Source organism: Olsenella sp. CU969 (assembly GCF_905219715.1).
GTDB lineage: Bacteria > Actinomycetota > Coriobacteriia > Coriobacteriales > Atopobiaceae > Granulimonas > Granulimonas faecalis.
Genome location: NZ_CAJMXC010000009.1, coordinates 6,019 through 26,888, shown reverse-complemented (window position 1 = coordinate 26,888; position 20,870 = coordinate 6,019). Strand labels below are relative to the sequence as shown.

The 20,870-nt window shown below is 64.0% G+C and carries 17 protein-coding genes and 1 pseudogene; 12 read left to right on the top strand and 6 right to left on the bottom strand.

What is annotated here, in order from left to right; translation table 11 throughout:
- The first annotated feature begins 224 nt into the window (after window positions 1-224).
- Window positions 225-920: a ZIP family metal transporter gene (locus JX283_RS02045; RefSeq protein ID WP_239652425.1), complete on the top strand. Its 696-nt coding sequence runs from the start codon at window positions 225-227 to the stop codon at window positions 918-920.
- A 307-nt stretch (window positions 921-1,227) separates the two neighbouring features.
- A complete protein-coding gene (locus JX283_RS02040; protein WP_204829115.1) occupies window positions 1,228-1,854 on the top strand; it encodes a putative ABC transporter permease in 627 nt (208 codons plus the stop codon).
- Window positions 1,855-2,050: 196 nt separating this feature from the next.
- Here the strand turns inward: JX283_RS02040 and JX283_RS02035 are convergent, their stop codons facing one another.
- A complete protein-coding gene (locus JX283_RS02035; protein ID WP_204829114.1) occupies window positions 2,051-2,227 on the bottom strand; it encodes a hypothetical protein in 177 nt (58 codons plus the stop codon).
- Window positions 2,228-2,745: 518 nt separating this feature from the next.
- Between JX283_RS02035 and JX283_RS02030 the strand changes: the two genes are divergently transcribed.
- The 4 genes from JX283_RS02030 (at window position 2,746) to JX283_RS02015 (ending at window position 7,571) form a co-directional block, all read left to right on the top strand.
- Window positions 2,746-4,236, top strand: a complete 1,491-nt coding sequence (locus JX283_RS02030; RefSeq protein ID WP_204829113.1) for an ATP-binding cassette domain-containing protein — start codon at window positions 2,746-2,748, stop codon at window positions 4,234-4,236.
- A 156-nt stretch (window positions 4,237-4,392) separates the two neighbouring features.
- Window positions 4,393-5,859, top strand: a complete 1,467-nt coding sequence (locus JX283_RS02025; protein WP_204829112.1) for a peptidase S10 — start codon at window positions 4,393-4,395, stop codon at window positions 5,857-5,859.
- 137 nt (window positions 5,860-5,996) lie between these two features.
- The gene (locus JX283_RS02020; RefSeq protein ID WP_204829111.1) at window positions 5,997-6,944 is read left to right on the top strand and encodes a magnesium transporter CorA family protein; all 948 of its coding nucleotides are present in this window, start codon (window positions 5,997-5,999) and stop codon (window positions 6,942-6,944) included.
- Window positions 6,945-7,052: 108 nt separating this feature from the next.
- The gene (locus JX283_RS02015) at window positions 7,053-7,571 is read left to right on the top strand and encodes a pyridoxamine 5'-phosphate oxidase family protein (RefSeq protein WP_204406840.1); all 519 of its coding nucleotides are present in this window, start codon (window positions 7,053-7,055) and stop codon (window positions 7,569-7,571) included.
- A gap of 17 nt (window positions 7,572-7,588) precedes the next feature.
- Here JX283_RS02015 and JX283_RS02010 read toward each other — a convergent pair.
- Together JX283_RS02010 and JX283_RS02005 are read right to left on the bottom strand one after the other, a co-directional pair.
- Window positions 7,589-8,032 (bottom strand): annotated as a pseudogene (locus JX283_RS02010) (alpha/beta fold hydrolase); the annotation flags it as partial.
- Between the two features lie 268 nt (window positions 8,033-8,300).
- The gene (locus tag JX283_RS02005; protein ID WP_255533406.1) at window positions 8,301-8,852 is read right to left on the bottom strand and encodes a GNAT family N-acetyltransferase; all 552 of its coding nucleotides are present in this window, start codon (window positions 8,850-8,852) and stop codon (window positions 8,301-8,303) included.
- 436 nt (window positions 8,853-9,288) lie between these two features.
- Between JX283_RS02005 and JX283_RS02000 the strand changes: the two genes are divergently transcribed.
- The 6 genes from JX283_RS02000 (at window position 9,289) to JX283_RS01975 (ending at window position 16,236) form a co-directional block, all read left to right on the top strand.
- Window positions 9,289-10,701 (top strand): uracil-xanthine permease family protein, encoded by a 1,413-nt coding sequence (locus JX283_RS02000; protein ID WP_370583391.1) that lies wholly within the window; start codon window positions 9,289-9,291, stop codon window positions 10,699-10,701.
- A gap of 123 nt (window positions 10,702-10,824) precedes the next feature.
- The gene (locus JX283_RS01995) at window positions 10,825-11,514 is read left to right on the top strand and encodes a DNA-3-methyladenine glycosylase I (protein WP_204829109.1); all 690 of its coding nucleotides are present in this window, start codon (window positions 10,825-10,827) and stop codon (window positions 11,512-11,514) included.
- A gap of 1,099 nt (window positions 11,515-12,613) precedes the next feature.
- The gene (locus JX283_RS01990) at window positions 12,614-13,354 is read left to right on the top strand and encodes a hypothetical protein (RefSeq protein WP_204829108.1); all 741 of its coding nucleotides are present in this window, start codon (window positions 12,614-12,616) and stop codon (window positions 13,352-13,354) included.
- A gap of 95 nt (window positions 13,355-13,449) precedes the next feature.
- Complete coding sequence (locus JX283_RS01985; RefSeq protein ID WP_204829107.1) at window positions 13,450-13,770, top strand: HIRAN domain-containing protein; 321 nt, start codon at window positions 13,450-13,452, stop codon at window positions 13,768-13,770.
- Window positions 13,763-14,599, top strand: coding sequence for a tetratricopeptide repeat protein (locus JX283_RS01980; RefSeq protein ID WP_204829106.1), 837 nt, complete (start codon window positions 13,763-13,765; stop codon window positions 14,597-14,599). Before JX283_RS01985 ends, JX283_RS01980 begins: the two co-directional genes overlap by 8 nt.
- A 1,112-nt stretch (window positions 14,600-15,711) precedes the next feature.
- A complete protein-coding gene (locus JX283_RS01975) occupies window positions 15,712-16,236 on the top strand; it encodes a helix-turn-helix domain-containing protein (RefSeq protein ID WP_204829105.1) in 525 nt (174 codons plus the stop codon).
- Between the two features lie 140 nt (window positions 16,237-16,376).
- Here the strand turns inward: JX283_RS01975 and JX283_RS01970 are convergent, their stop codons facing one another.
- The 3 genes from JX283_RS01970 to JX283_RS01960 all read right to left on the bottom strand — a co-directional run bounded on the left by JX283_RS01970 (window position 16,377) and on the right by JX283_RS01960 (window position 20,737).
- Complete coding sequence (locus tag JX283_RS01970) at window positions 16,377-17,354, bottom strand: restriction endonuclease (protein ID WP_204829104.1); 978 nt, start codon at window positions 17,352-17,354, stop codon at window positions 16,377-16,379.
- 135 nt (window positions 17,355-17,489) lie between these two features.
- The gene (locus tag JX283_RS01965) at window positions 17,490-18,416 is read right to left on the bottom strand and encodes a site-specific integrase (RefSeq protein WP_204829103.1); all 927 of its coding nucleotides are present in this window, start codon (window positions 18,414-18,416) and stop codon (window positions 17,490-17,492) included.
- Window positions 18,417-19,153: 737 nt separating this feature from the next.
- Window positions 19,154-20,737, bottom strand: coding sequence for a type I restriction-modification system subunit M (locus tag JX283_RS01960; RefSeq protein WP_204829102.1), 1,584 nt, complete (start codon window positions 20,735-20,737; stop codon window positions 19,154-19,156).
- Window positions 20,738-20,870: the final 133 nt, after the last annotated feature.

Genomic DNA, 20,870 nt, shown 5'->3' with positions numbered 1-20,870 from the left:
CTTCTGAAAAGGGCGGACGCCCCGGCGCAGACAAGGGCAGACAAGGTACCAGGTTGGTTTGTCACGCCCGCGAGCCCNATGCCGGCCGCCAGTCTGGGTATGCTCCCATGGACCTGCCTCCTCCATCCGAGAAAGAAGTCCTCGTGGATCTCGCCCTTGCCCTGCTTTTGCCCCTCGCCGGTACCGTTGCCGGTTCTGCCTGCATGTTCTTTATGNCCGGCACCATGAGNCCGCTTTNGCGCCGCGCCCTCACCGGGTTTGCCGCCGGCGTTATGGTGGCCGCTTCCATCTGGAGCCTCATCATCCCCGCCATGGACCAGTCGGAGGCCATGGGCAAGTTCGCCTTCGTCCCGGCGCTCGTGGGGTTCTGGGCCGGCGTGGGCTTCCTGCTCCTGCTCGACCACGTGGTGCCCCACGAGCACGCCGACGGCGAGGACGAGGGGCCCCAGAGCTCGCTGCCCAAGTCGGCCAAGCTGGCCCTGGCCGTGATCATCCACAACATCCCCGAGGGCATGGCTGTGGGCGCCCTCTGCGCCGGCTGGCTCATGGGCGGGGCGGACATCACTACCGGCGGCATGCTGGCCCTCTCGGCCGGCATCGCCATCCAGAACTTCCCCGAGGGCGCCATCGTCTCCATGCCCCTGCGCAGCGACGGCGTGAGCCGTCCCAAGGCCTTTGGCTGGGGCGTCTTCTCTGGCGTGGTGGAGCCTGTGGCGGCCCTCGCCACCATCGCTTTGGCCGAGCTTCTGACTCCGGTGCTGCCCTACCTCCTGGGCTTTGCGGCCGGCGCCATGGTGTACGTGGTGGTGGAGGAGCTCATCCCCGAGACGGCCATGGGGGAGGGCCACTCCAATTTGGGCACGCTGCTGTTTTCTGTGGGCTTCACCCTGATGATGGTGCTGGACGTGGCCCTGGGGTGACGGGGGCGCTGTCACCTGTCCCGCCCCGTGCCTCGACGCCAGCCGCCCGCACCCCGGCCCATCGCTACCCCGCGCCCCTCTCCCGCGCCTGAAAGCGGTTGAGGGCGCCCCTATCCGCTTTCAGGCGCATGTCGTGCTCGGGGCCTAGGTAAAGGCCCTGCCCCTGCTCCGGGCGTTCGTCGCATTCATCCGTGACGCTCCCGTGCCGTGCGCATGGGAGTCGCCGCAGCGGGGAACCTATCTGTATGGGCGCCCTCTCAGCCGATCCTGGGCGACGCCGCGTCGTCTGCAGGAGGGGGAGAGACCCATGGCGTCATTCAAGCGCATGTTCATGAAGTTCTTCACAAAGGACCAAGAGGGCCGCTACTACGTGCTCACGGTGGAGTGGTGGCGCACCCTGTTCGTGGTCTTCTGCGTCTTTTGCTGGGTGGGCCATTGGCTCGAGATCCCTTATTGCACCTTTATGGACCAGTTCGGCATCGTGGCTGACGACTATGCCGTGTGGGTTGAACCGTGGTTCACCCCTTACTGGGTCTACGGCATCGGCGCCGTGGCCATGACCTTGGTCATCGAGCCCTTCCGTGAGGACGTCATCACCAAGCGAAAGACCACGTGGGGCGCCGTGCTCGAGACGTTTGCCTGCACCGTGGCCGTGTCGGCCGTGCTTGAGACCGTCATCGGCCTCATCATCAACCAGCCCGACGCCGCCGGCACCTACCCCTACTGGGACAACTCGCAGCTGCCTCTCAACATCCTGGGTCAGGGCTGGCTCGTGAACGACCTCGTCATCGGCGTTATGGCCATCTTGTACCTCTGGGTCCTCTATCCCGCCATCGACGCTTGGCTGCGCTCTTTGNGCCCCTGGGTGGNCAACACCCTGTGCCTCGCTCTCATCGCCCTCATTGTCGTGGCAGCTCTTTTGGCCNACCTGTAAAAACCGCTTTGAGGCCGTACATTTTAGGGATGCGTCTGCTCCGTGGCAGACGATAATCGCGTGGTTTGCGCTTGCTTATAGGCTGCAGTCGCGGCGACGGGCTTTGCAGTGGGCAATACTGCAACCGAGCACGAGGGCGGCGGCATCTATATCAACAGCAGCAAGAACTATGCCGGCAGCTCCTCCGGATGCCCGCCTAGAAGCTCGTGTAGAAGCTCCCGTCAGACCCGAACAGCGTGTTTCCGATGCGCGAGAAGAACGTGCCGTCTGAGCTTGCGATGCCCGAAGGGGTCTCGGTGAGCACCGTCCTCTTGGACGAGAACACGGTGTTGCCGCATCGGGTATAGGTGGTGCCGTCCGACGAGAATGCCATGTTGCCGNTGCTCGTGACGNTCCGGAAAGAGCCGTCGCTGCCGATGACCGAGTGCATGCCGTGTTGGCTGGAAGCGTTGCCAAAAGGATTGTCGAAGGGGGCCATGGGGGGGGGTCCTTTCGCCTCAATAGTCTCTGAAGAGTCATTCTCGCGCGGAGGGCCATAATCGTCAAGGGTTGAACCTTCCGATCCGGCCGGCATCCCCCTCTCCCATCTCTCTTCTGCGCCTGAAAGCGTCTGAGGGCACCCTCAGACGCTTTCAGGCGCAGGGCCGTGACAAAACAACCGGGTACCTTGTCTTTGCCGTGCTATCATGGATCCGCTGTGTTCGGCCCGGCCTTTGGCAAGCGGGGCCCCGAGNAAGGCAAGGTTCTNGAAGCTGNAGCGACGCCCACTAGGGGCACTCCACAATTTGCTGTCAAACGGCCGCCTGGCCGCTGGGTGTCGCGCTGCTCTCCTATAAACTTTCTTTGCCGTTGCGCCTTGCGCCGGGCGGCCTCCCTGTTGAGGAGACCGTCGTGCAACTTGAGCTTTCCCATGTGTCCTATACCTATCCAGATACGCCGGCGCCGGCGNTCAACGATGTCTCGGCCGTCTTTCCTGCGGGGTGGACCGGCCTTTTAGGCGACAACGGCTGCGGCAAGACGACGCTTGCCGCTGTTGCTGCCGGACTTGTCGCACCCAGCGATGGCTCTTGCACGCGCGGGCTTTCGTCGGCCTTTTGTCCGCAGGACTCCTCGATGCGCCCTGCGGGTCTGGAGGAGTTCTGCTGCGACTGGGGCGAGGCGGCCGTCGAGGTACGGCGCCTTCTGGACGNAGACGACGCCTGGGGCTGGCGCTGGGAGGAGNTTTCCGGCGGACAGCGAAAGCGGCTGCAGGTGGCCTGTGCCCTGTGGAGGCGCCCCGACGTCCTGGTGATGGACGAGCCCACCAACGACCTCGATCTTCCCTCTCGCGAGGCGCTCGCTCGAGCGCTCGCCGTCTTTAAAGGCGTGGGCATCCTCATCTCCCACGACCGCCGTCTGCTCGACGCCCTTGCCTCTCAGTGCCTCGTGTGCTCCGACGGGCGATGGGTCATGCNCCCGGGCGGCTACACGGCTGCGTCGGGCCAGGAGCGCTTGGAGCGAGTCGCGGCCGAGCGCGCCCGGGCCCGCGCGAAANGGGAGGTGGCGCGGCTCGAGGCGGAGGCGCGACGGCGCGCGCAGGTGGCGGCATCGTCATCGGCCCGGATGAGCCGTGCGTCGGTGGATCCGGGCGACCGCGACGCCAAGGGCCGGATCGGGCTTGCGATTCTCACGGGCAAGGACGGTGTGGCAGGGCGCGCCAGCGCAACCATGGACAGGCGCCTGAAAAGGGCTAGGGGCGACTTGGCGGGCGTCCGGGTGGCCAAGCGCTACGAAGGAGGGCTGCAGGGCTTTGGCCATCGCGCCCGCACGGCGACGGTAGCCCATGTACCTGCGNGAGAGGTGCGCGCGGGGGACTTCTCGCTGACAGTGCCCGAGCTCTGGGTGGGGCCCGGCGACCGGGTGGGTGTCTCGGGGCCCAACGGCGCGGGCAAGAGCGTGTTGGTACGTCGGCTGATGGAAGGGGTGCGCAGCGTCGGGAGCTGCCTCTATGTGCCGCAGGACGTTGACGGCTCTGTGCGTGCGGAGGCCCTTGATCGGCTGAGGTCGCTCGGCCCTGGGGAGGCCGGGGCCGCCCTGTCTCTCGTGGCGCGGCTCAACTCCCGCCCCGAGCGTCTGCTCTCCGGCGCAGACGCCAGCCCTGGCGAGACCCGCAAGCTCATGCTTGCGCTCGGCCTTTTGGACAACCCGGCGCTTCTGGTGCTGGACGAGCCCACCAACCATCTGGACGTGGCCTCCATCGAGGNGCTTCAGGGCCTGTTGGGAGTCTTNCCCGGGGCCGCGGTGACGGTCTCCCACGACGCGGCGCTGCTCGACGCCGTATCCACCGTGCGCTGGGAGGTGGTCCCCGACGGCCCCGTCCGCTCGCATCTTGTCCGCACCTAGACCACGGCCCTCCGCCCCACGGCGAACCTTAAATCAATGGACATCAATGTAAATGCTGTCGAGATGGGCCACCGGCCCCGGATCGCGCCCCTTGCGGGAATAAACCGCCCCAACGTCATGCGACGACGGCTTGGTGCCGTCGGAAGGAGGAGGACCATGGCAGACGTCACTGCGGCCGAGAAGCCCGCGGACGAGGGCGCCGAGAAGGTGCCCGAGAAGGCTTNCAAGCACTACACCTGGCACGGCGAGGACGGCAAGACCATCGACTACACCGGCACCGCGGAGATGGTGGACATCTTCGACGACAAGGGCAAGGCCATGTGCCACCAGTTCTGCCTGTCCTACGTCTCCGACGACGTGGACAGGTCGGACCGCCCGGTGACCTTCCTCTGGAACGGCGGCCCCGGCGGCTCGTCGTCCATGGTGTGCATCGGCGGCATGGGTCCCGTGCGCGTGCCCACCGACGGCACCAGGCACCTGCGCAACACCTGCCCGGTGGAGGACAACCCCTACACGCTGCTGCAGGTCTCCGACCTCGTCTTCATCGACGCCCCCGGCACCGGCTACTCCCATGTGGCCGCCGGCTACGACCCCAAGAAGGTCTGGGGCGTGGACGGCGACGGCGACGCCATGGCCCGCACCGTCATCGCGTGGCTGAACGAGCACAACGCCTGGGACCGTCCGCACTATCTCTACGGCGAGTCCTACGGCACCACCCGCGCCGCCGTGGTCTACCGCCTGCTCGGCGAGCGGGGCGTGGGCGTCGACGGCGTGGTGGAGCAGTCCTCCATCCTCGACTACGCCGTGATGCTCCCGGGCAACGACGACTACTACGCCGGCATGTTCCCGGTCATGNCCGCCACCNCCCAGTCCGCCGGCGTCACCGGTCAGGGCGTCTCTCCTGAGGACTGGTTTGCCCAGGCCATGGACTTCGTGAATACCACCTACATCAACGCACTCACCATCGCCGGCAACCTGCCGCAGGACAAGATGCAGGAGATCGCCGAGAAGATGAGCGAGTTCATCGGGCTGCCGGTGGACTTCATCATGGCTCGCAAGCTGCGCATCGAGCTCTATGAATTCCGTGCCCACTTTGCCCAGGACANGGGCCTGTCCCACGGCCGCTACGATACTCGCTTCNCCGAGCAGGTCTATCAACCGGTTCAGGGCGACCTTGGCTTCTTCCAGATGGAGGACCCCTCCTACGATGCCATCCAGGTGGTCTACAACGAGGTCTACCAGAAGCTGCNGNGCGACATGGNCTTTGCCGGCTACCCCAACTACTGCGGCCTGAACATCGAGGTCAACGAGGCCTGGAACTGGAACCACGACATGCCCGGCGTGGGCACCGCCCCCATGCCCAACGTGGCCTTCGACATCGCCACGGCCCTGCGTCGCAACCCCANGAGCCACGTGATCTTCCTCGGCGGCCGCCACGACGGCGCCACTCCCTACTGGAACGTCATCCACGACATGGCAAAGATGTACCTGCCTGACGACTTGGCCAAGCAGGTCCTGTGGTACGAGTCCAGCAACGGCCACATGCTCTACGCCGACACCGAGGCCCTGAAGGCCACCACGCCGGTGCTCCAGGATTTCTACGACCTGCGCCACCAGGCGTAACCCGTCCCCATCGTCCTGTCCCGGGCGCCCCCGCCGCACCGTCGGCGGGGGTGCCCGCCTGTGCGAGGCCCGCATGGGGCGCGCGGGGTCCGGGTAGGAGCCTGCATATCCGTGAGGCACACGACGGCGGGCGTTCCATGATCTCGTTCTACAAATCCAAGGAAGGCCGGATCGAGGAGGTCTCGGGCCTGGTGCCGGGCTGCTGGGTGGAGGTGCTCGAGCCGCGCGACCAAGACCTGGCGTTTCTCACCCGCGACCTGGGCATCGTCGACGNGGTGATCCGGGAGGCCTNNGACGACGAGGAGACCTCCCACATCGACCACGACGATGACACCGGCCAGATCCTCGTGGTGGTGGACTGTCCCTTCGAGGAGNCCGACGACGGGTCGGGCCGGGTGCAGTACGACACCCACCCGCTCTCCTTCATCTTCCTGCCCGAGCAGGACCACTTCGTCACGGTGTCGCTCAGGCCCANCGACATCGTGGGNGCCCTCACCCACGCCGCTTCCATGGGCATCGAGACGCACCTGCGGGTGAACCTCCTGCTCAGGGTGCTGCTCAAGGTGACCCAGCGCTATCTTGCCGACCTGCGCTCCATCAACCGCCAGATCCGCCGCAGCGAGAACACCCTGCGGCGTACCATGGACAACGACGAGCTCATCTCCATGCTGGGCCTGGAGAAGTCGCTGGNCTACTGCTCCACGTCGCTCCAGGGCCTGGAGGCCACGGTGAACCGTATCGGCACGGGTCGCACCATCCCGCTCTACGACGACGACCGCGAGCTCCTGGACGACGTGCTCATCGAGGTGCGCCAGGCCGTGGAGATGTGCGTCACCTGCACCCAGATCCTGAACAGCGTCACCGACACCTTCTCCAACGTGATGTCCAACAACCTCAACAAGACCATGCGGACCCTCACCGTGCTCACCCTGATCCTGTCGATTCCCACCGGGGTATTCGGTTTCTACGGCATGAACGTGGCGGGGTTGCCCTTCGCGGGGTCGTGGGTGTTCTCGGTGGTGCTCTCGGTGGCCGTGGCGGCCCTGGCCGTGGTGGCCCTCAGGGTTCTGCGACTCCTCAAGTGACCGGGCGCCAGGCCGGCGGCGTTTAGGTAGAATGCGCGGAACAGACCGCTCCGCCGACCCTGCGACCATGGGTTCGAGGGCCCGGCGTGCAGACGAGAGGGTGTGCCCATGAGCGTTCCCATGCGCCGCAAGCGTCAAAGGCTGTCCGACGACGAGGCCCGTTCCATCATGGCCTCCGGCGAGTACGGCGTCCTTGTCACGGGCGGCACCGCCGCCGACGGCTACCCCTACGGCGTGCCCCTGAGCTACGCCTTCGAGGCCTGCCCCGCCCCCGGCGCCCCGTGGGGCCGCATCTACTTCCACGGCGCGCCCCAGGGTCACAAGCTCGACGCCCTGGCCGAGAATCCCCGGGTCTCCTTTGTGGTGGTGGCCCACAACGAGACGGCGCCCGAGCTGCTCACCACCCTCTATCGCAGCGCCATGGCCTTCGGCGAGGCCCGGATCGCCGAGGACGACGACGAGAGGCGGGCGGGGCTCGAGGCCTTGGGCCGCAGGTACTGCCCCGGCCTCGACGCAAAGGTGGCCGCAGAGATCGAGGGGTCCCTGGCCCGCACGGCGGTGGTCGTGATGGATGTGGAGGAGCTCGTCGCCAAGGAGGCCATCGAGCTCGTGAGGGCCCGCCCCTAGGAGGCCGAGGGGAGGGCCTAGCTCCTCGCGGCAAAGGCCCCCAGGGCCTCACGGTCGTGGCGCCGCGAGAACCCGTGGCCGGCCCCGTCCAGCTCCACCAGGGTCGTGGAGCCGGTGGCCCGGGACCCGTGGACCTCGGCGGCCCGGCGGGCGTAGGACAGGTCCACGACCTTGTCGGCCGTGCCGTGGACGATGAGGACGATCCGCCCGAACGCGNGGGGGTGCNGCTCGGCCGTCCGGAGCGTTATGTACGACCCCATGGAGAACCCCACCAGTGCGGGCCGCGTCAGGCCGAGGGCGCGGCAGAGCCCCAGGAGGTCGGCCACGTGGTCGGCCATGGAGAACGCCGCGGGCTTGTCGCTCGCCCCGTGGCCGCGCACGTCGTAGGCCACCGGCCAGTGCCCGCGGGCCGCAAGCTGGTCCTGTGCCCGCGGATGCGTGACAGAGGTGCCTGGCCCACCCGTCGCGTGACAGAGGTTCCTGACCCATCTGCCACCTCTCCGGGCTGGACAGCCCCTACATCGTCTATATCAGTGAGAGCGGCACCTTTGTGGGCGCTGAGCCCACGGGCTTCTTGCTCTCCAGGGGCTACGACGAGCTGAACGCCATGCTCGAGGTCAACCGACTCCGCCCCGTTCGGGGAGTGCCTATCCAGGAGCTTTCTTGTTTTGAGAGGGCCCGGCGCTTATCGACATCGGGCCCTTTTTTGCGAACGGGCGGCGCCATGCCTCAACGTTTTTGGTTCTCCCACATCCTTTTGGTGAGGCAGCTCATGTGCGCCGTGCGGACGTCGCCCATGGGCTCGCGGGCAACGTCCTTCTCGGTGTGGTGGAAGANGAACCCGCACTTCTCCTGGACGCGGCGGGACCGGTCGTTGCCGTCGTAGTAGCCGCACCACAGCGTGGAGAGGCGCAGGTCGACAAAGCCGTGGCGGATAAGCATGTCGGCCGCCTCGGGAGCGAGGCCCCGGCCCCAGAACTTCCTGCCGATCCAATAGCCAAGCTCGGCCTCTCCCTCAGAAAGGGGCACGGTCCCGGCGTCGCCAAAGTGCAGGCCGATGGAGCCTGCGGGCTCGCCGGTCTCGGACAGGACCACGGCATAGGTTTCGGGCGCTGAGAGGATGTCGCGGATGACGCGGAGGCTGTCTGCCACGGACGTGTGNGGNGGCCACCCGGCGATGGGGCCCACTGCGGGGTCGCTAGCGAGGGAGAAGAGCACTGGGGCGTCCTCCTCCTGCCAAGGCCGCAGGACGATGCGAGGCGATTTCAGGGCTATCGGCATGGTTCCTCCCGAGTCGGCAGTCTCAAGGCGTCGGTGTGGTATGTGCACGCAAGTATACGCGAGTCTGAAAATAGCGTCCTATCCGCACATTGTTGCAAATAAGGGATGATGGCTACATATATAGAGGTAGATGGGGTTATGGGCAGCCTAAGGTCCTGCATTTCCGGCAACGTTGACTCGTTCAGATAGTATTCAAATTTTCTTCAATAAAATTTAGGATGTATCGTCGCCGCGCATTGTCTACATTAGTGATATACAAGAAAAAAAGTTTGCCAGTAAGACACAAAGTCATGCTGGCGGAAAGGGCGAGAACACCACTGTTTTAGCGGCTGCACACAACCGTTATGAGAGGGAGGATCATCTTATGACCCCAGCTCAGGATCTCAAAGCGTCAAAGAAAGCCCCGGCCTCCGCATCGGCGGGCGAGCCGGCGTCGCTGTTCGAGCGAGAAGGCAAGCCTTCTCCCAAGTACTTCGTCCCCTTGGCACTCCAGCATGTGATGGCCGCTATCATCGGCATCATCACCCCGGCCATGATAGTGGGCAACGCCTGCGGGCTGCCCTCCGAGGACAGCGCCATGCTCATCCAGGCGGCCATGCTCTTCTCGGGCATCGTGACGCTTCTTCAGGCCCACCCTCTCTTCGGCCGCGTGGGCTCCGGCCTGCCGGTGATTACCGGCGCCTCCTTCGCCTTCGTCCCCGTCCTCAACTCCATCGGCGCGGCCGACGGCATCGCCGCCGTCATCGGAGCCCAGTTTGTCGGCGGTTTCGTGGCCATGGCCTTTGCCCTCTTCCTCAAGCCCCTGCGCAAGCTCTTCCCGCCGGTGGTCATGGGCACCGTGGTGTTCTGCATCGGCCTGTCACTGTACTCGGTGGCCGTGGGCTACATGGCCGGCGGCAACGGCGCCGCGGACTTCGGCAGCGCCCAGAACTGGATCGTTGCCCTGGTGACCCTCGCGTTCTGCATCTTCTTCGGCAACTTCTGCAAGGGCGTGCTCAAGCTGGGGTCGCTGCNCTTCGGCCTTTTGGCCGGCTATGTGGTGGCGCTCGTGCTCGGCATGGTGGACTTCGGCGGCATCGCCGGGGCCGCCTGGGTGTCGCTGCCGCGCTTCCTGCCCTTCGGCATCGAGTTCCGCCCCGACGCCATCGTGTCGCGGGGCTCCATGTTCATCATCGCGGCCGTTGAGATGATGGGCGACTTCTCGGCCACCACCAGCGGCGCCATGGACCGCGAGCCCTGCTTCAAGGAGATCAAGGGCGGCATCCTCTNCGAGGGCTTCGCCTCCACCGTGGGAGCGCTCTTTGGCGGCCTGCCCACCTCCACCTTCGCCCAGAACGNGGGCATCACCACCAGCACCCGCGTGGTGAGCAAGCGCGTGTTCGCCTGCGCCGCCGGCATCCTCATCGTGGCCGGCCTCATGCCCAAGTTCGCCGCCGTGCTCAACACCATCCCCATGGCCGTGATCGGCGGCGCCACCCTCACGGTCTTTGGCTCCATCACCGTGACCGGTATCCGCATCCTCACCCGCGACGGGCGCTCGGCCCGCAAGGGCACCATCGCCGGCACCTCCATCGCGCTCGGCATGGGCATCTCCATGGTGTCGGGCGCCCTCGCCGGCCCCGNGNTCCCCGCCTNGGTCNCCAGCNTCTNCGGCGGGTCGNNCATCGTGGTCACCACGCTCATGGCCATCGGGCTCAACCTGGTGCTGCCCGACCCCGACGGCGAGCGGGCCGTGGGTGCCGTGGAGGAGGACGAGATGATCGGCATCGACGGCGCGGACCTTGCGATCGACGAGCACGAGGCAGCGCTCCACGGGGCTGCCGTTCCGGCGGAGTCCAAGGCGGTGTAGGGTCTCGGCCTTTCTCTCATATCCGACCGGCGCGTCGGCGCCCGNGGTCCTCGTGGCNACGGGCGCCGACGTTTGTGTATAACTCGAATACAGGCGCCACCGGCATCGTGGAGAGGAGCCCCCATGGCACACCCGTCGTCCAAGCCCGCCGCCCGCACCGGCTGCGGCGACGGCTGCACGGGGTTCAAACCTTCGAGCCCGCGCTGCGTGCGGTGCCACGCCCGGGCGGGGGAGGGTTACGGCGCGCTCTGGGAGGACGGGCGCGGTCGCTGCGCCTGGGCCAATCNCGACAACCCCGCCTACATGGCCTACCACGACCACGAGTGGGGCGTGCCCAGTCACGACGACGGGCACCTCTTTGAGATGCTGGTGCTGGAGGCCTTTCAGGCTGGGCTGTCGTGGGAGTGCATCCTCAACAAGCGGGAGGGGTTCCGCCGGGCCTTCGACGGCTTTGACCTGGAGAAGGTCTGTGCCTACGACGAGGAGAAGGTGGAAGACCTCATGGGGGACCCCGCCATCGTGCGCAACCGGGCCAAGATCCGTGCGGCCATCAAGAACGCGCGGGTGTTCAAGGCGATCCAAGGGGAGTTCGGCTCGTTTGCGGGCTACCTCTGGGGTTGGGTGGACGGCGTGCCGGTGCGCGAGACCGGTCGCACCACATCGCCTTTGGCCGAGCGGGTCTCCCGCGACCTCAAGCGCCGCGGTATGGCGTTCGTGGGCCCGACGACGGTGTATGCGTACCTGCAGTCGGTGGGGGTGGTGCAGGGGCACGAGGACGGGTGTTGGCTGCACGGGGGAGACGGGCGCCGCTGACGGGCTGGGGCCGTGGCGGCGCTTCTAGGTGCACCAACTGGCTAGTTGGTGCACTTTTCGACCGGAGAAGGGCTTCCAGACATGCGCCAACTAGCTAGTTGGCGCATCTGGCGGCTGGCAAACGCCCCCAAACCTGCCCCAACCAGCCTCTTGGCGCCGGCCGCACCCTTGGGGGCCAGCCCGCTACTCCTCCATCGGCGAGAGGTAGACGGCCCGGCCGTCGGAGAGGATCTGGAACGGCCGGTTGTGCAGGTCATTCACCGCCTCCACGGACCTGCGGAATGGCAGCACGTCGGGGGTCTTGGCCTCGAGTGCCTCCCGCAGTTGTTCAGCAACAGTTAAGGATGCCAGTCTAACACCGGGCGCCACCGACCTCGATGCGGGCTTCGAGACAGGTCGCACACCAAGGCCGCGCAGTAAGGGGGCCTTGTCTCAAGAGGCCCTTACTGTGTNTTCGCCAAGGCGTGTNTGCGNCGAGTTGGGCTTAGCGCACGGTTTTTGGTGCATAAGGGCNCCTTGGTGTGCGACTTCTCGTTCGCTAAGGGGCCCTTGCGTCGAGAGGCCCCTACTGTGCGCCCTTGCTGTGCGGCTATGCGACGTGGCGGGAGAAGTGCTCGGCCAGGGAAGCGCCCGTGGGGTGTCTACCGCCGTCCCGCCAGCCAACGCTCCCCCGTGAGGAGCGAGGCCCGCTCGGTGCGCACGTCGCCCATGAGCCTGCAGGGGACGTCCCTCGCGGTGTGGTGGTAGACGAACCCGCACTTCTCCATGCAGTGNTGCGACCGGTCGTTGCCCTCGTAGTGTCCGCACCAGACGGCGCTGAGGCCCAGGTCCTCGAAGCCGTGGCGGCCATCCTGCGATGGGCTCACCTCGGGGTCCTTGGCGTAGGCGTAGAGCGCAGGGGCGTGCCCTCAACCGCGTTCAGGAGGCGAGAACGGTNCGCTGTTCCCTCTGCCGCTATGGGACAGAGAATTCATGGTACTTTCAGCTATGGTTGAGAGAAGCATCCGGTACCCGCGCACATCGGGNGGAGGNCCCCNTGGGGGAAGAAACACGGTCCATCCTCGACGAGCTCGNGGCCACGCGACGTCGCATCATCGAGGTGCTGTTTGAGATCGACGAGATCCACCTGCAGGTGAACCCGCAGATCCTGGCCGAGTACGCCGGAGCTGTGGGCTACCTGGAGAACGACCTCTACTCCTGGCAGCTGAAGGCCCGCCGCCTGCGCAGGAAGGCGACCCTCCTCCGCGCGGCCGTCAACCGCGGGGAGACCCTCTCCAACGAGGAGCTGAACGCGGCCTTGGACGTAGAGTTCCAGGCCTGGGAGGAGGAACTCTCCCGGCGCATGGCCGACCAGCTGGCGCGGCTCGAGTACCTCACCGGGTCACGCGAGCTCTCCCCGTCGGAGACGGCCGAGGTCAAGCGCCTGCACCGCCTGCTGGTGAAGCGCCTCCACCCCGACATCCACCCGGGGCAGTCGGACGAGGAGCGGCGGTTCTTCGCCATCGCGCAGGCAGCCTACAAGGCCGGCGACCTCCAGAGCCTTGAGGCTGTGGCCACCGCCACGGAGTACCTCGACGAGCCGCTGGGCTCCGTGGGCGCCGGCGGGGGCGAGCAGGACGCCGCCGTGGACCTCGCCATGGCGGAGGTGCAGCTCAACGTCCTTCTCGGCCAGCTGGAGGAGCTCAAGTCGGGCCATCCCTACATCCTGCGGGAGCTCCTGGGCAGCCCGAGGGAGCTCGCGCGCGTGCGCAGGGACTTGAAGGTACGCTTCGCGGAGCAGAGGAAGGTGGCCGAGGCCTATGAGGAGGCCATCAGGGAGCTGAGGGGGGAGAAGCGGTGAGTGGGGAGGGTGCCGGCACGTCCGCCGGCCTTGCGACGATCCTGAGCCACGGGGGCTCTCTGGGAACCTTGGGAGGGGCGTCCCTCTCGATACCCATGCCCNTTGAGTCCAAGATCGTCCTCTACGAGAGCATGCGCATCGCCGGCACGACCCACGTGCCGGGCATCGACGACCTCGTGGCGTCCATGCCCGAGGACGCCATGCTCTCCTTCGTCCGCGAGCCCGGCAACCTGGCCGACGAGTGGGCCATCCGCGTGGAGCACGAGGGCAGGAAGCTGGGCTTCGTCCCGGCCGACCGCAACGAGGTCCTCGCCCGCCTCATGGACGGCGGCAAGACCGTGCGCGGCGAACTCCTCGACCGCGAGAAGCTCGGCAACTGGTGGAAGCNNNACATGGAGGTNAGCCTCGTTGATTGAGCATGGAGATGGCACTGCCCCGCAGGAGGGGCGCGGGTTCGGCGCCGACCCCTTCNTCGTCATCCCGGAGGAGACGACCGCGTACGACAACGGCGACGTGCTGCCCGGCATCTGGCTGACAGATCCCGTCTTCGACGAGAGCGGGGCGTACGCGGGCCGCGTCCTCCTCAAACCGTACGTCGCCGCCGACGACTATTGCGGCGAGGAGGCCCTCTGGTACGGCGGAGGGTACTACGACGAGGCTATGGCCCTCAGGGACCCAAGTCGGGCGGCGGAGCGCCGGCGGCTCTTTCAGGCCGTCGAGCTCCTCTACCGGCACGGCGCGGCACAGGGCAACGCCGTGGCGCAGATGAACCTGGGCTACGTGTACTACTACGACCGGGCCGATGGCGCGTACTGGGAGGATGGCACCTGCTTCACGGGCCCGGACGGCCCGATGCCGCTGAAGGAGCGCGCGTTCCTCTGCTACCGGTGGGCGTCCGAGGCCGGGTTGGTCGAGGCCTCGTACAAGCTGGGCGACTGCCACAAGAACGNCGTGGGGTGCGAGCCCGACGACGGTGAGGCCTTTCGCTGCTACAAGCGGGCTATGGAGCAGGACGATCACGGGGCCGCCTACCTCTCGGGCAGCATCGCGCTGCGGCTGGGCGACTGTTACGAGGAGGGCCGCGGCTGCGGGCACGACTTCGCGCGGGCCCTCGAGTGCTACCGCCTGGCCGAGACCTACCTGGATGCGGCTGTGAGCCATGGCGGCTGGTACTACAGGAAGGCCCTGCGCGGTGCCCGGGACGGTGTGCGCCGCTGCGAGCAGGAGGTCGCGCTGGGGGAGTGAGCGTGCGGACGGCGGGACGGATGAGCGGGGGATGACGGGATCGCATCTGTTGGAGTGAGGAGCGGCCCCACATGGTATAAATAGCCTATCGGAGGCGCGGGTAGCGCTTCCTCCAAGTGCCGGGGGTAGTCCCCCGGCGTTTTTTGTCTAGGGAGAACATCTGGCNGCGGAACTGAGCATCTTCGTCNATGAGAGTGGCGATAAGACAGGTAGAGCTCGTTACTACCTGCTTACGCTTGTGTNCCACAATCAGGCCGATGACANCAGAGGGGGCATATCTCGCTACGAGACGGTACTGCTCGATGCCGACCTGCCAAATCTACCCTTTCACTCCGAGCCGCTCTTGAACGGCCATAAGGCATACTCCTCGCTCAGCATCGAACAACGGAAGAAGATGCTTGTCTGCTTCGCGTCGCTTGTACGCCATCTGCCGATTCAATACGACTGCTTCGTTTATAAAAGCTCCGAGTTCGCCGACGAGGAGCTGCNTCGTTGCCGCATGGAGCGGGATATCGCTCGTGCTATACGGGACAGGTTCGATCTCTTTCAGTCGTTCGACGACGTGAAGGTTTATTACGACAATGGGCATCAGATTGTAAAAGAAGCAATTTATGNNGCAACAGAGTCGGAACTCTCGAGCAATGTCGTAATCAGGAGAAAGACGACCATGACCGAGTATCGACTCTCACAGGCCGCGGACTACTTTTGCACGATCGAGCTTGCCGCTTTGAAATACGAGGCCAACGAGGCTGGCGAGACCTACAACAAGTTCTTCGGTGGTGTGGGTGCGTTCAAGAGGAACTGGCTGAAGCAGGCTCGGCGGAAGCGTCTTTTGTAGAGGCCGGGTTGATGCAGTCTGCGAACGCCACAAGGGCCCCCGCATACATGCTGCGGGGGTGCCCTCTTNGCGGCGGTTCGGGTGCCCCCTCACTGCTCGTGCAGCGGGTACGTCGCGTACCCCTCGTAGTGGCAGCTGGCGTCGATGCTCTTCATGAAGACCTACCGCTTACTTCCATCTACCTCGCGCAACGCGAATGTGAGTTNGCGTTGCTTGCGGGCGCGGCCGTCCTCCGGCATATCTGAGGGAGACGGATGCGGCGACGGGAGGTTCCATGCTCGGCGAGACGATCAAGAACCTGAGGAAGTCCAAGGGGCTCACACAGGAGGAGCTGGCCATCAGGCTCAACGTGGTGCGCCAGACGGTGTCCAAGTGGGAGCAGGGGCTCTCGGTGCCGGACGCGTCCATGCTGGTGACGCTCTCGGAGGAGCTGGACACGCCGGTGAGCACGCTGCTGGGTGAGTCGGTTCCCGAGGCCGAACCAGACGGCCTGGCGGCCATCGCCGAGAAGCTGGAGGTGGTCAACCTGCAGCTGGCGCGGCGGCAGCGGATGGAGCGGTCCGTGTTGTTCTGGGCGCTCGTGGCGGTGTGCGCGGCCGTGGTGGCGACGTTTGCGCTGCNTGNGGCCATGGGGAGCCCGTACTTGGAGTGGGACCTCTCCGACCCGGAGACCGCCGTGGCCGGCACGGCCCTCCACGGCTTCGAGTGGTTGTTCGTGCGTGCGGCGCCGCTGGTGCTGCTGGCGGCAGGGGCGGGCGCCGTGGAGGTGGCGGCGCTCCTAGCTGCGTCGGGTGGCTAGTTGGTGCGGCTTTTCGGCGGGGAGGTGGGCCCTGGGCTGCACTAGGTGGCTACTTGGTGCAGAGAGGCGCCCCCGAACATGCACCAACCAGCCAGTTGGTGCATGTTTTGGTCCGCGAGCTCCCGCACCCGCCCGCGCCCCTACGCGGGCCACCAGATGCGAACGAGGGGCAGGATGGCGCGGGCCTCGCCGTCGGCGCTGTCGTAGCACTCCACATAGAGCCGCACGAACNCGTCGAGGTCGAGAAGCTTCACGGGCACGTTGGAGCGGTCGGCCTCGTAGCGGGCCTCCCGGGTGAAGCCGCCCGTGCTCACGTAGAGCCCGCGGTCGCTTGCGCGCAGGCCCCCGATGAAGGAGCGCACNTCGGGCGCCCCCATGNNCCCCTTGCGGTGNTTTACCTCGGCGATGATGCGCGGGCTCTCAAGGCCCAAGGCATCCGGGGACGCGATCATGTCGCGCCCGCCGTCGGGTCCCTTGGGCGTCACGCGTGCGTAATAGCCCAAGGCGCGGAGCAACCCGGCCACCAGCTGCTCCATCTCTTCCCAGTCGAGGAGGTTCACACGGTCCTTGATGCGTTCGACGCCGTCGTTGTAGGTGGCGGCACGGGCCTCCTCGTCGTCGGAGGGCGCCNGCTCCTCATCGGCCGCCGGCGGTAGTGCGGCGGCGCGAAGCACATCGGCCATGACCTTGTCAGAGATGGAGAAGNTCGTCGAGATGGAGCCCAGCGAGTTTTTTGAGGACGTCGAGAGGCTGTCGCGCGGGGCCTCCTGGGTCCNCACAACGGCGCGCCGGTAGGTCATGGCCTCGTTGCCTGCAACGGGCTCGCAGGGGCCCGCCACCTCGCCGATGTGATAGAGGCGGGTTTGGGGGTCGTACATGACGACGGTGCTGCCCTCGACCATGGCATGGGCAAAGCGGTTCACCTGACCGGCCGCCGCGGCGATCTTGGCGCGGCTTTCCTCGGGGTGGAGGGACTCGTAGGCCGTCCTGATCTGGTCGCGGGACATGGCGGAGATGTCGGCGCCTCCCAGGTCCCATCCGATACCGATGACACCGTTCTCGATCCAGTTGGACGCGTAGGCGCCGTTGCGGCCTGCGCGAATCATCCATGCGTCCATGCGGGCTCCTGTTGACGTCCTAGGTGATTGCAATCGGATAAAAGTATGCCGCAAGGTCGTCGCACATCACTGCGCCATGTGTTTTTAACAGCCGGGCCTCTACTCCCTCATCAGCGAAAGCCTCGTGATGCCGTCCTAGATGAGCGTTGATAACGCTCGCANGATTATGTCNACGTCNTTGTTCTCAAGTTCACATATTACGTGCAGGTATGTGTCTTGGGTAGTATTCATACTTGCGTGNCCAAGGCGCTTGGAAACGCTTGCAATGGAGACGCCTGCATAGAGCAGGAGCGAGGCGTGGGTATGCCGTAGCCCGTGAACGGAGATGACCGGGACGCCAACCCTGNGGCAATGCCGAGCAAGAACGTTGTTGGCCGTAGAGTTGTACACCTTGCCTTCTACAAAGATGGGCTTGTTTGTAGGAAGGTCTTTGAGTAGGGCAGCGAATTGCATCGTNAACTGCCAGTCGAGCTGGACTTTTCTCACAGAGGATGCGTTCTTTGTAGGGACAAATCCTCCACCGTTTTTGTAGTNCCAGGTTTTATCGACTGTGAGCGTCTGGCGTGCAAGGTCAAAGTCTTTGGGCGTGAGCCCCAGGGCCTCGGAGAATCGCAGCCCCGTTTTGGCAACCAGNAGAATCATCCAATCCCAGTCAGGTGAGTCGCCCAGCGCCAGATCCTCGAGGATAGCGTGGAGTTCGAACTGATTGAGGTACTTCGTTTTCTTTGGGCGTGGCTGCTTGCCTTTGATTATTACTTTGCGAGTAGGGTCGCGCTTGATGAGCCCCTCGTCTACCGCGTCAAGGACCGCGCCTTTTATCTGGTGGTGGAAATCCATGGTGGTCTGGCGCTCATGTTCTGCTGCATAGCCGTTTATCAGCCGCTGGTATTCGATTCTGTCGAGGTCGCACAGCTTGAGAGCGGGTACGAGCTTTCTCAACCAGCTTTGGGTCAGCTCATACTTGCGCATGGTCACGTCCCGGATTGCGCCCGTCTTGTAGACGCTTACCCACTGGGCAAAGTAGTCACAAAACAGCGTGCTGCCGTTAATTGCTTCGGTCATCTCACCCTCCTTCACCAATTCTCTTGGCTCACGCTGATGAGGGCATGGCTTTGAGTTGAAATTATCCCTAATTGGCGCCTTGGAAGAGTGTTTTTGAGTGCCCAATGCGCTGACCCTTGGGAACAGCGGAAGCTGGGCGAAGTCACCCGACGGGTTACTCGAAAGAACAAAAACAATATATCGAAACTCCCTCNGACAATATCTGCTCAGTACGGGCTAGTTGATCAAGAGTCGTTCTTTAAAAAACGAGTTGCCAGTAGGGATATGAGCGGATATTACCTCATGAAAAAAGGGGAATTTGCCTACAACAAGAGCACTTCATCAGACAGCCCCTGGGGCGCTATCAAGCGGCTTGAAAGATATGAAAAAGGCTGTGTATCTACGTTGTATATCGTCTTTTCTGCTACAAGCGTCGATCCTCAGTTCCTTGCAACATATTATGATTCAGATCACTGGTTTAAAGGAGTCCGTGCAATAGCAGCGGAAGGGGCAAGGAATCATGGCCTTCTCAATATTGCGCCCAGCGATTTTTTTAACACAACAANCCGCATCGCATGTTCCGAGATGGAACAACAAGCGATAGGGGCATTCTTCAAGTCTGTCGACTCCCTGATCACCCTTCACCAGCGTAAGGAGCTTGCTTCTATGGTGAACTGCCTGCAAATAGGGGGCGGTCCGATTAACCCTAATCGGACCGCCCCCTGATGGGGCCGTACTCGCGCTGCGATGAGCCTTGACTACACTCCGAGGAGTTTCAGCTGCTCGGCGATGCTCTTCTCAAGCTCGGCTATCTCTCGATCGTCCTGCTCGAGCTTTCGTTGGATCTCCTGCAGGTCGATTTCCGGCTCGGGTTCGAATGTGTCCACATACCTCGGGATATTGAGGTTGTAGTCGTTCTCCTTAATCTCCTCGAGCGGTGCCACATGTGCGTATTTGTCGACATCGACCCGGTTTTTGTAGGTCTCGACGATCTTCTTGATGTGCTCGGGCTCCAGGCGATTCTGATTCTTCGCCTTCTCGAACTCCCGAGATGCATCGATAAACAGCACGTCCTTGGTGTCACGGTTCTTCTTGAGAACCATGATGATGGNGGNAATTCCTGTGCCGTAGAAGATATTGGCAGGGAGCCCGANGACGGCATCCAAGTAGTTCTTATCGATAATCTTCTGCCTGATCACGCCCTNTGCTGCGNNNCGGAATAGCACGCCGTGGGGCAAGACGATCGCCATGGTGCCCTCGTCTCCAAGATGGTAAAGACTGTGGAGGATAAAGGCATAGTCGGCTTTTGTCTTAGGGGCGAGCTTGCCATATGGACCAAAGCGCTCGTCCTTCAGCTTAGTCTCGCTGTTGTCCCAATGCGCGGAATAAGGGGGGTTGGCCACAACGGCATCAAAGGATGTGTGGGGGTCGTCAATACCACGAGCGTCCTTGCCAAACGGCCAGTCGGTGTCGAGCGTATCGGCATTGGACAGGATCATATTGTTATAGGGCACGCCGTGCATCATCAGATTCATACGTGCAAGATTGTATGTGGTGGTGTTCAGCTCCTGCCCAAAGTACTTAACTGGTTGGCCCTCGGGAAGCTCCTGGCCAACGGTGAGAAGAAGAGACCCCGACCCCATCGTAGGGTCGTACACCTCAAAGAAATCGTTCGTCCGCTTCTTGCCTAGGGTGACAATCTTCGACAGAATCTCACTCACCTCGTGGGGAGTGTAGAACTCGCCACCTTTTTTACCGGCCGATGCTGCGAACTGCTTAATCAAGTACTCGTAAATCGCACCTAGGATATCTTTCCCGTCATCGCTTTTATAATCGATGCTGTCTACGAGCTTGACGATGCGGTTCAGAGACTTCGCTCTCTCGTTTGTTGATGACCCCAGCCGCGAATCGCCGAGATTGACGTCGTTGAAGATGCCTCTGAAATCACGCTCCGCGTCCTTGTTGAGCTGGGCGTTCTTGTTGAAGTTGTCAAACATGTCCTGGTAGTCGCTTGGCACGACCTCGCTGTTGTCGATTCTTGCTACCAGCGATGCCCAGGTGTCGTCCGGTGCGATGGCATATCCGAGGCTCGAAGAAATGTCTTCAAGGTAGTCGTTCAGGTCGTCACCGCTGGCTTGCTCCAGATAGGCGTCGTTGGGTGTTTGTCCAGGGGCGACGTCGATAATGCCATCGTTGACCAGGTAGTTCTGCTGGTGCTTGGACAGATACCGGTAGAACATGAAGGCCAGGATGTAGTTCTTGTACTCGGCTGCGTCCATATTGCCGCGCAGCTCATTGGCCATGGCCCACAACTTCGAAGAGATCTCCTGCAGGTTGCTCATGGAGGTTTCCTTTCTAGACAAACATCTGTTGAAGCAGGCCTTTTTTCATTTCTTGCAGGTGCTCCAACTTACGCCGGTGAAGGGTGATGAGGGAGTCGAATTGAGAAAAAAACCGAGATATTGCCGCCTGCTC

Excerpts from the sequence above, each read along its gene's own strand:
- JX283_RS02015 (WP_204406840.1), top strand. The coding sequence starts at position 7,053 with ATGAGCGTTCCCATGCGCCGCAAGCGTCAAAGGCTGTCCGACGACGAG.
- JX283_RS02035 (WP_204829114.1), bottom strand. The coding sequence starts at position 2,227 with ATGGCATTCTCGTCGGACGGCACCACCTATACCCGATGCGGCAACACC.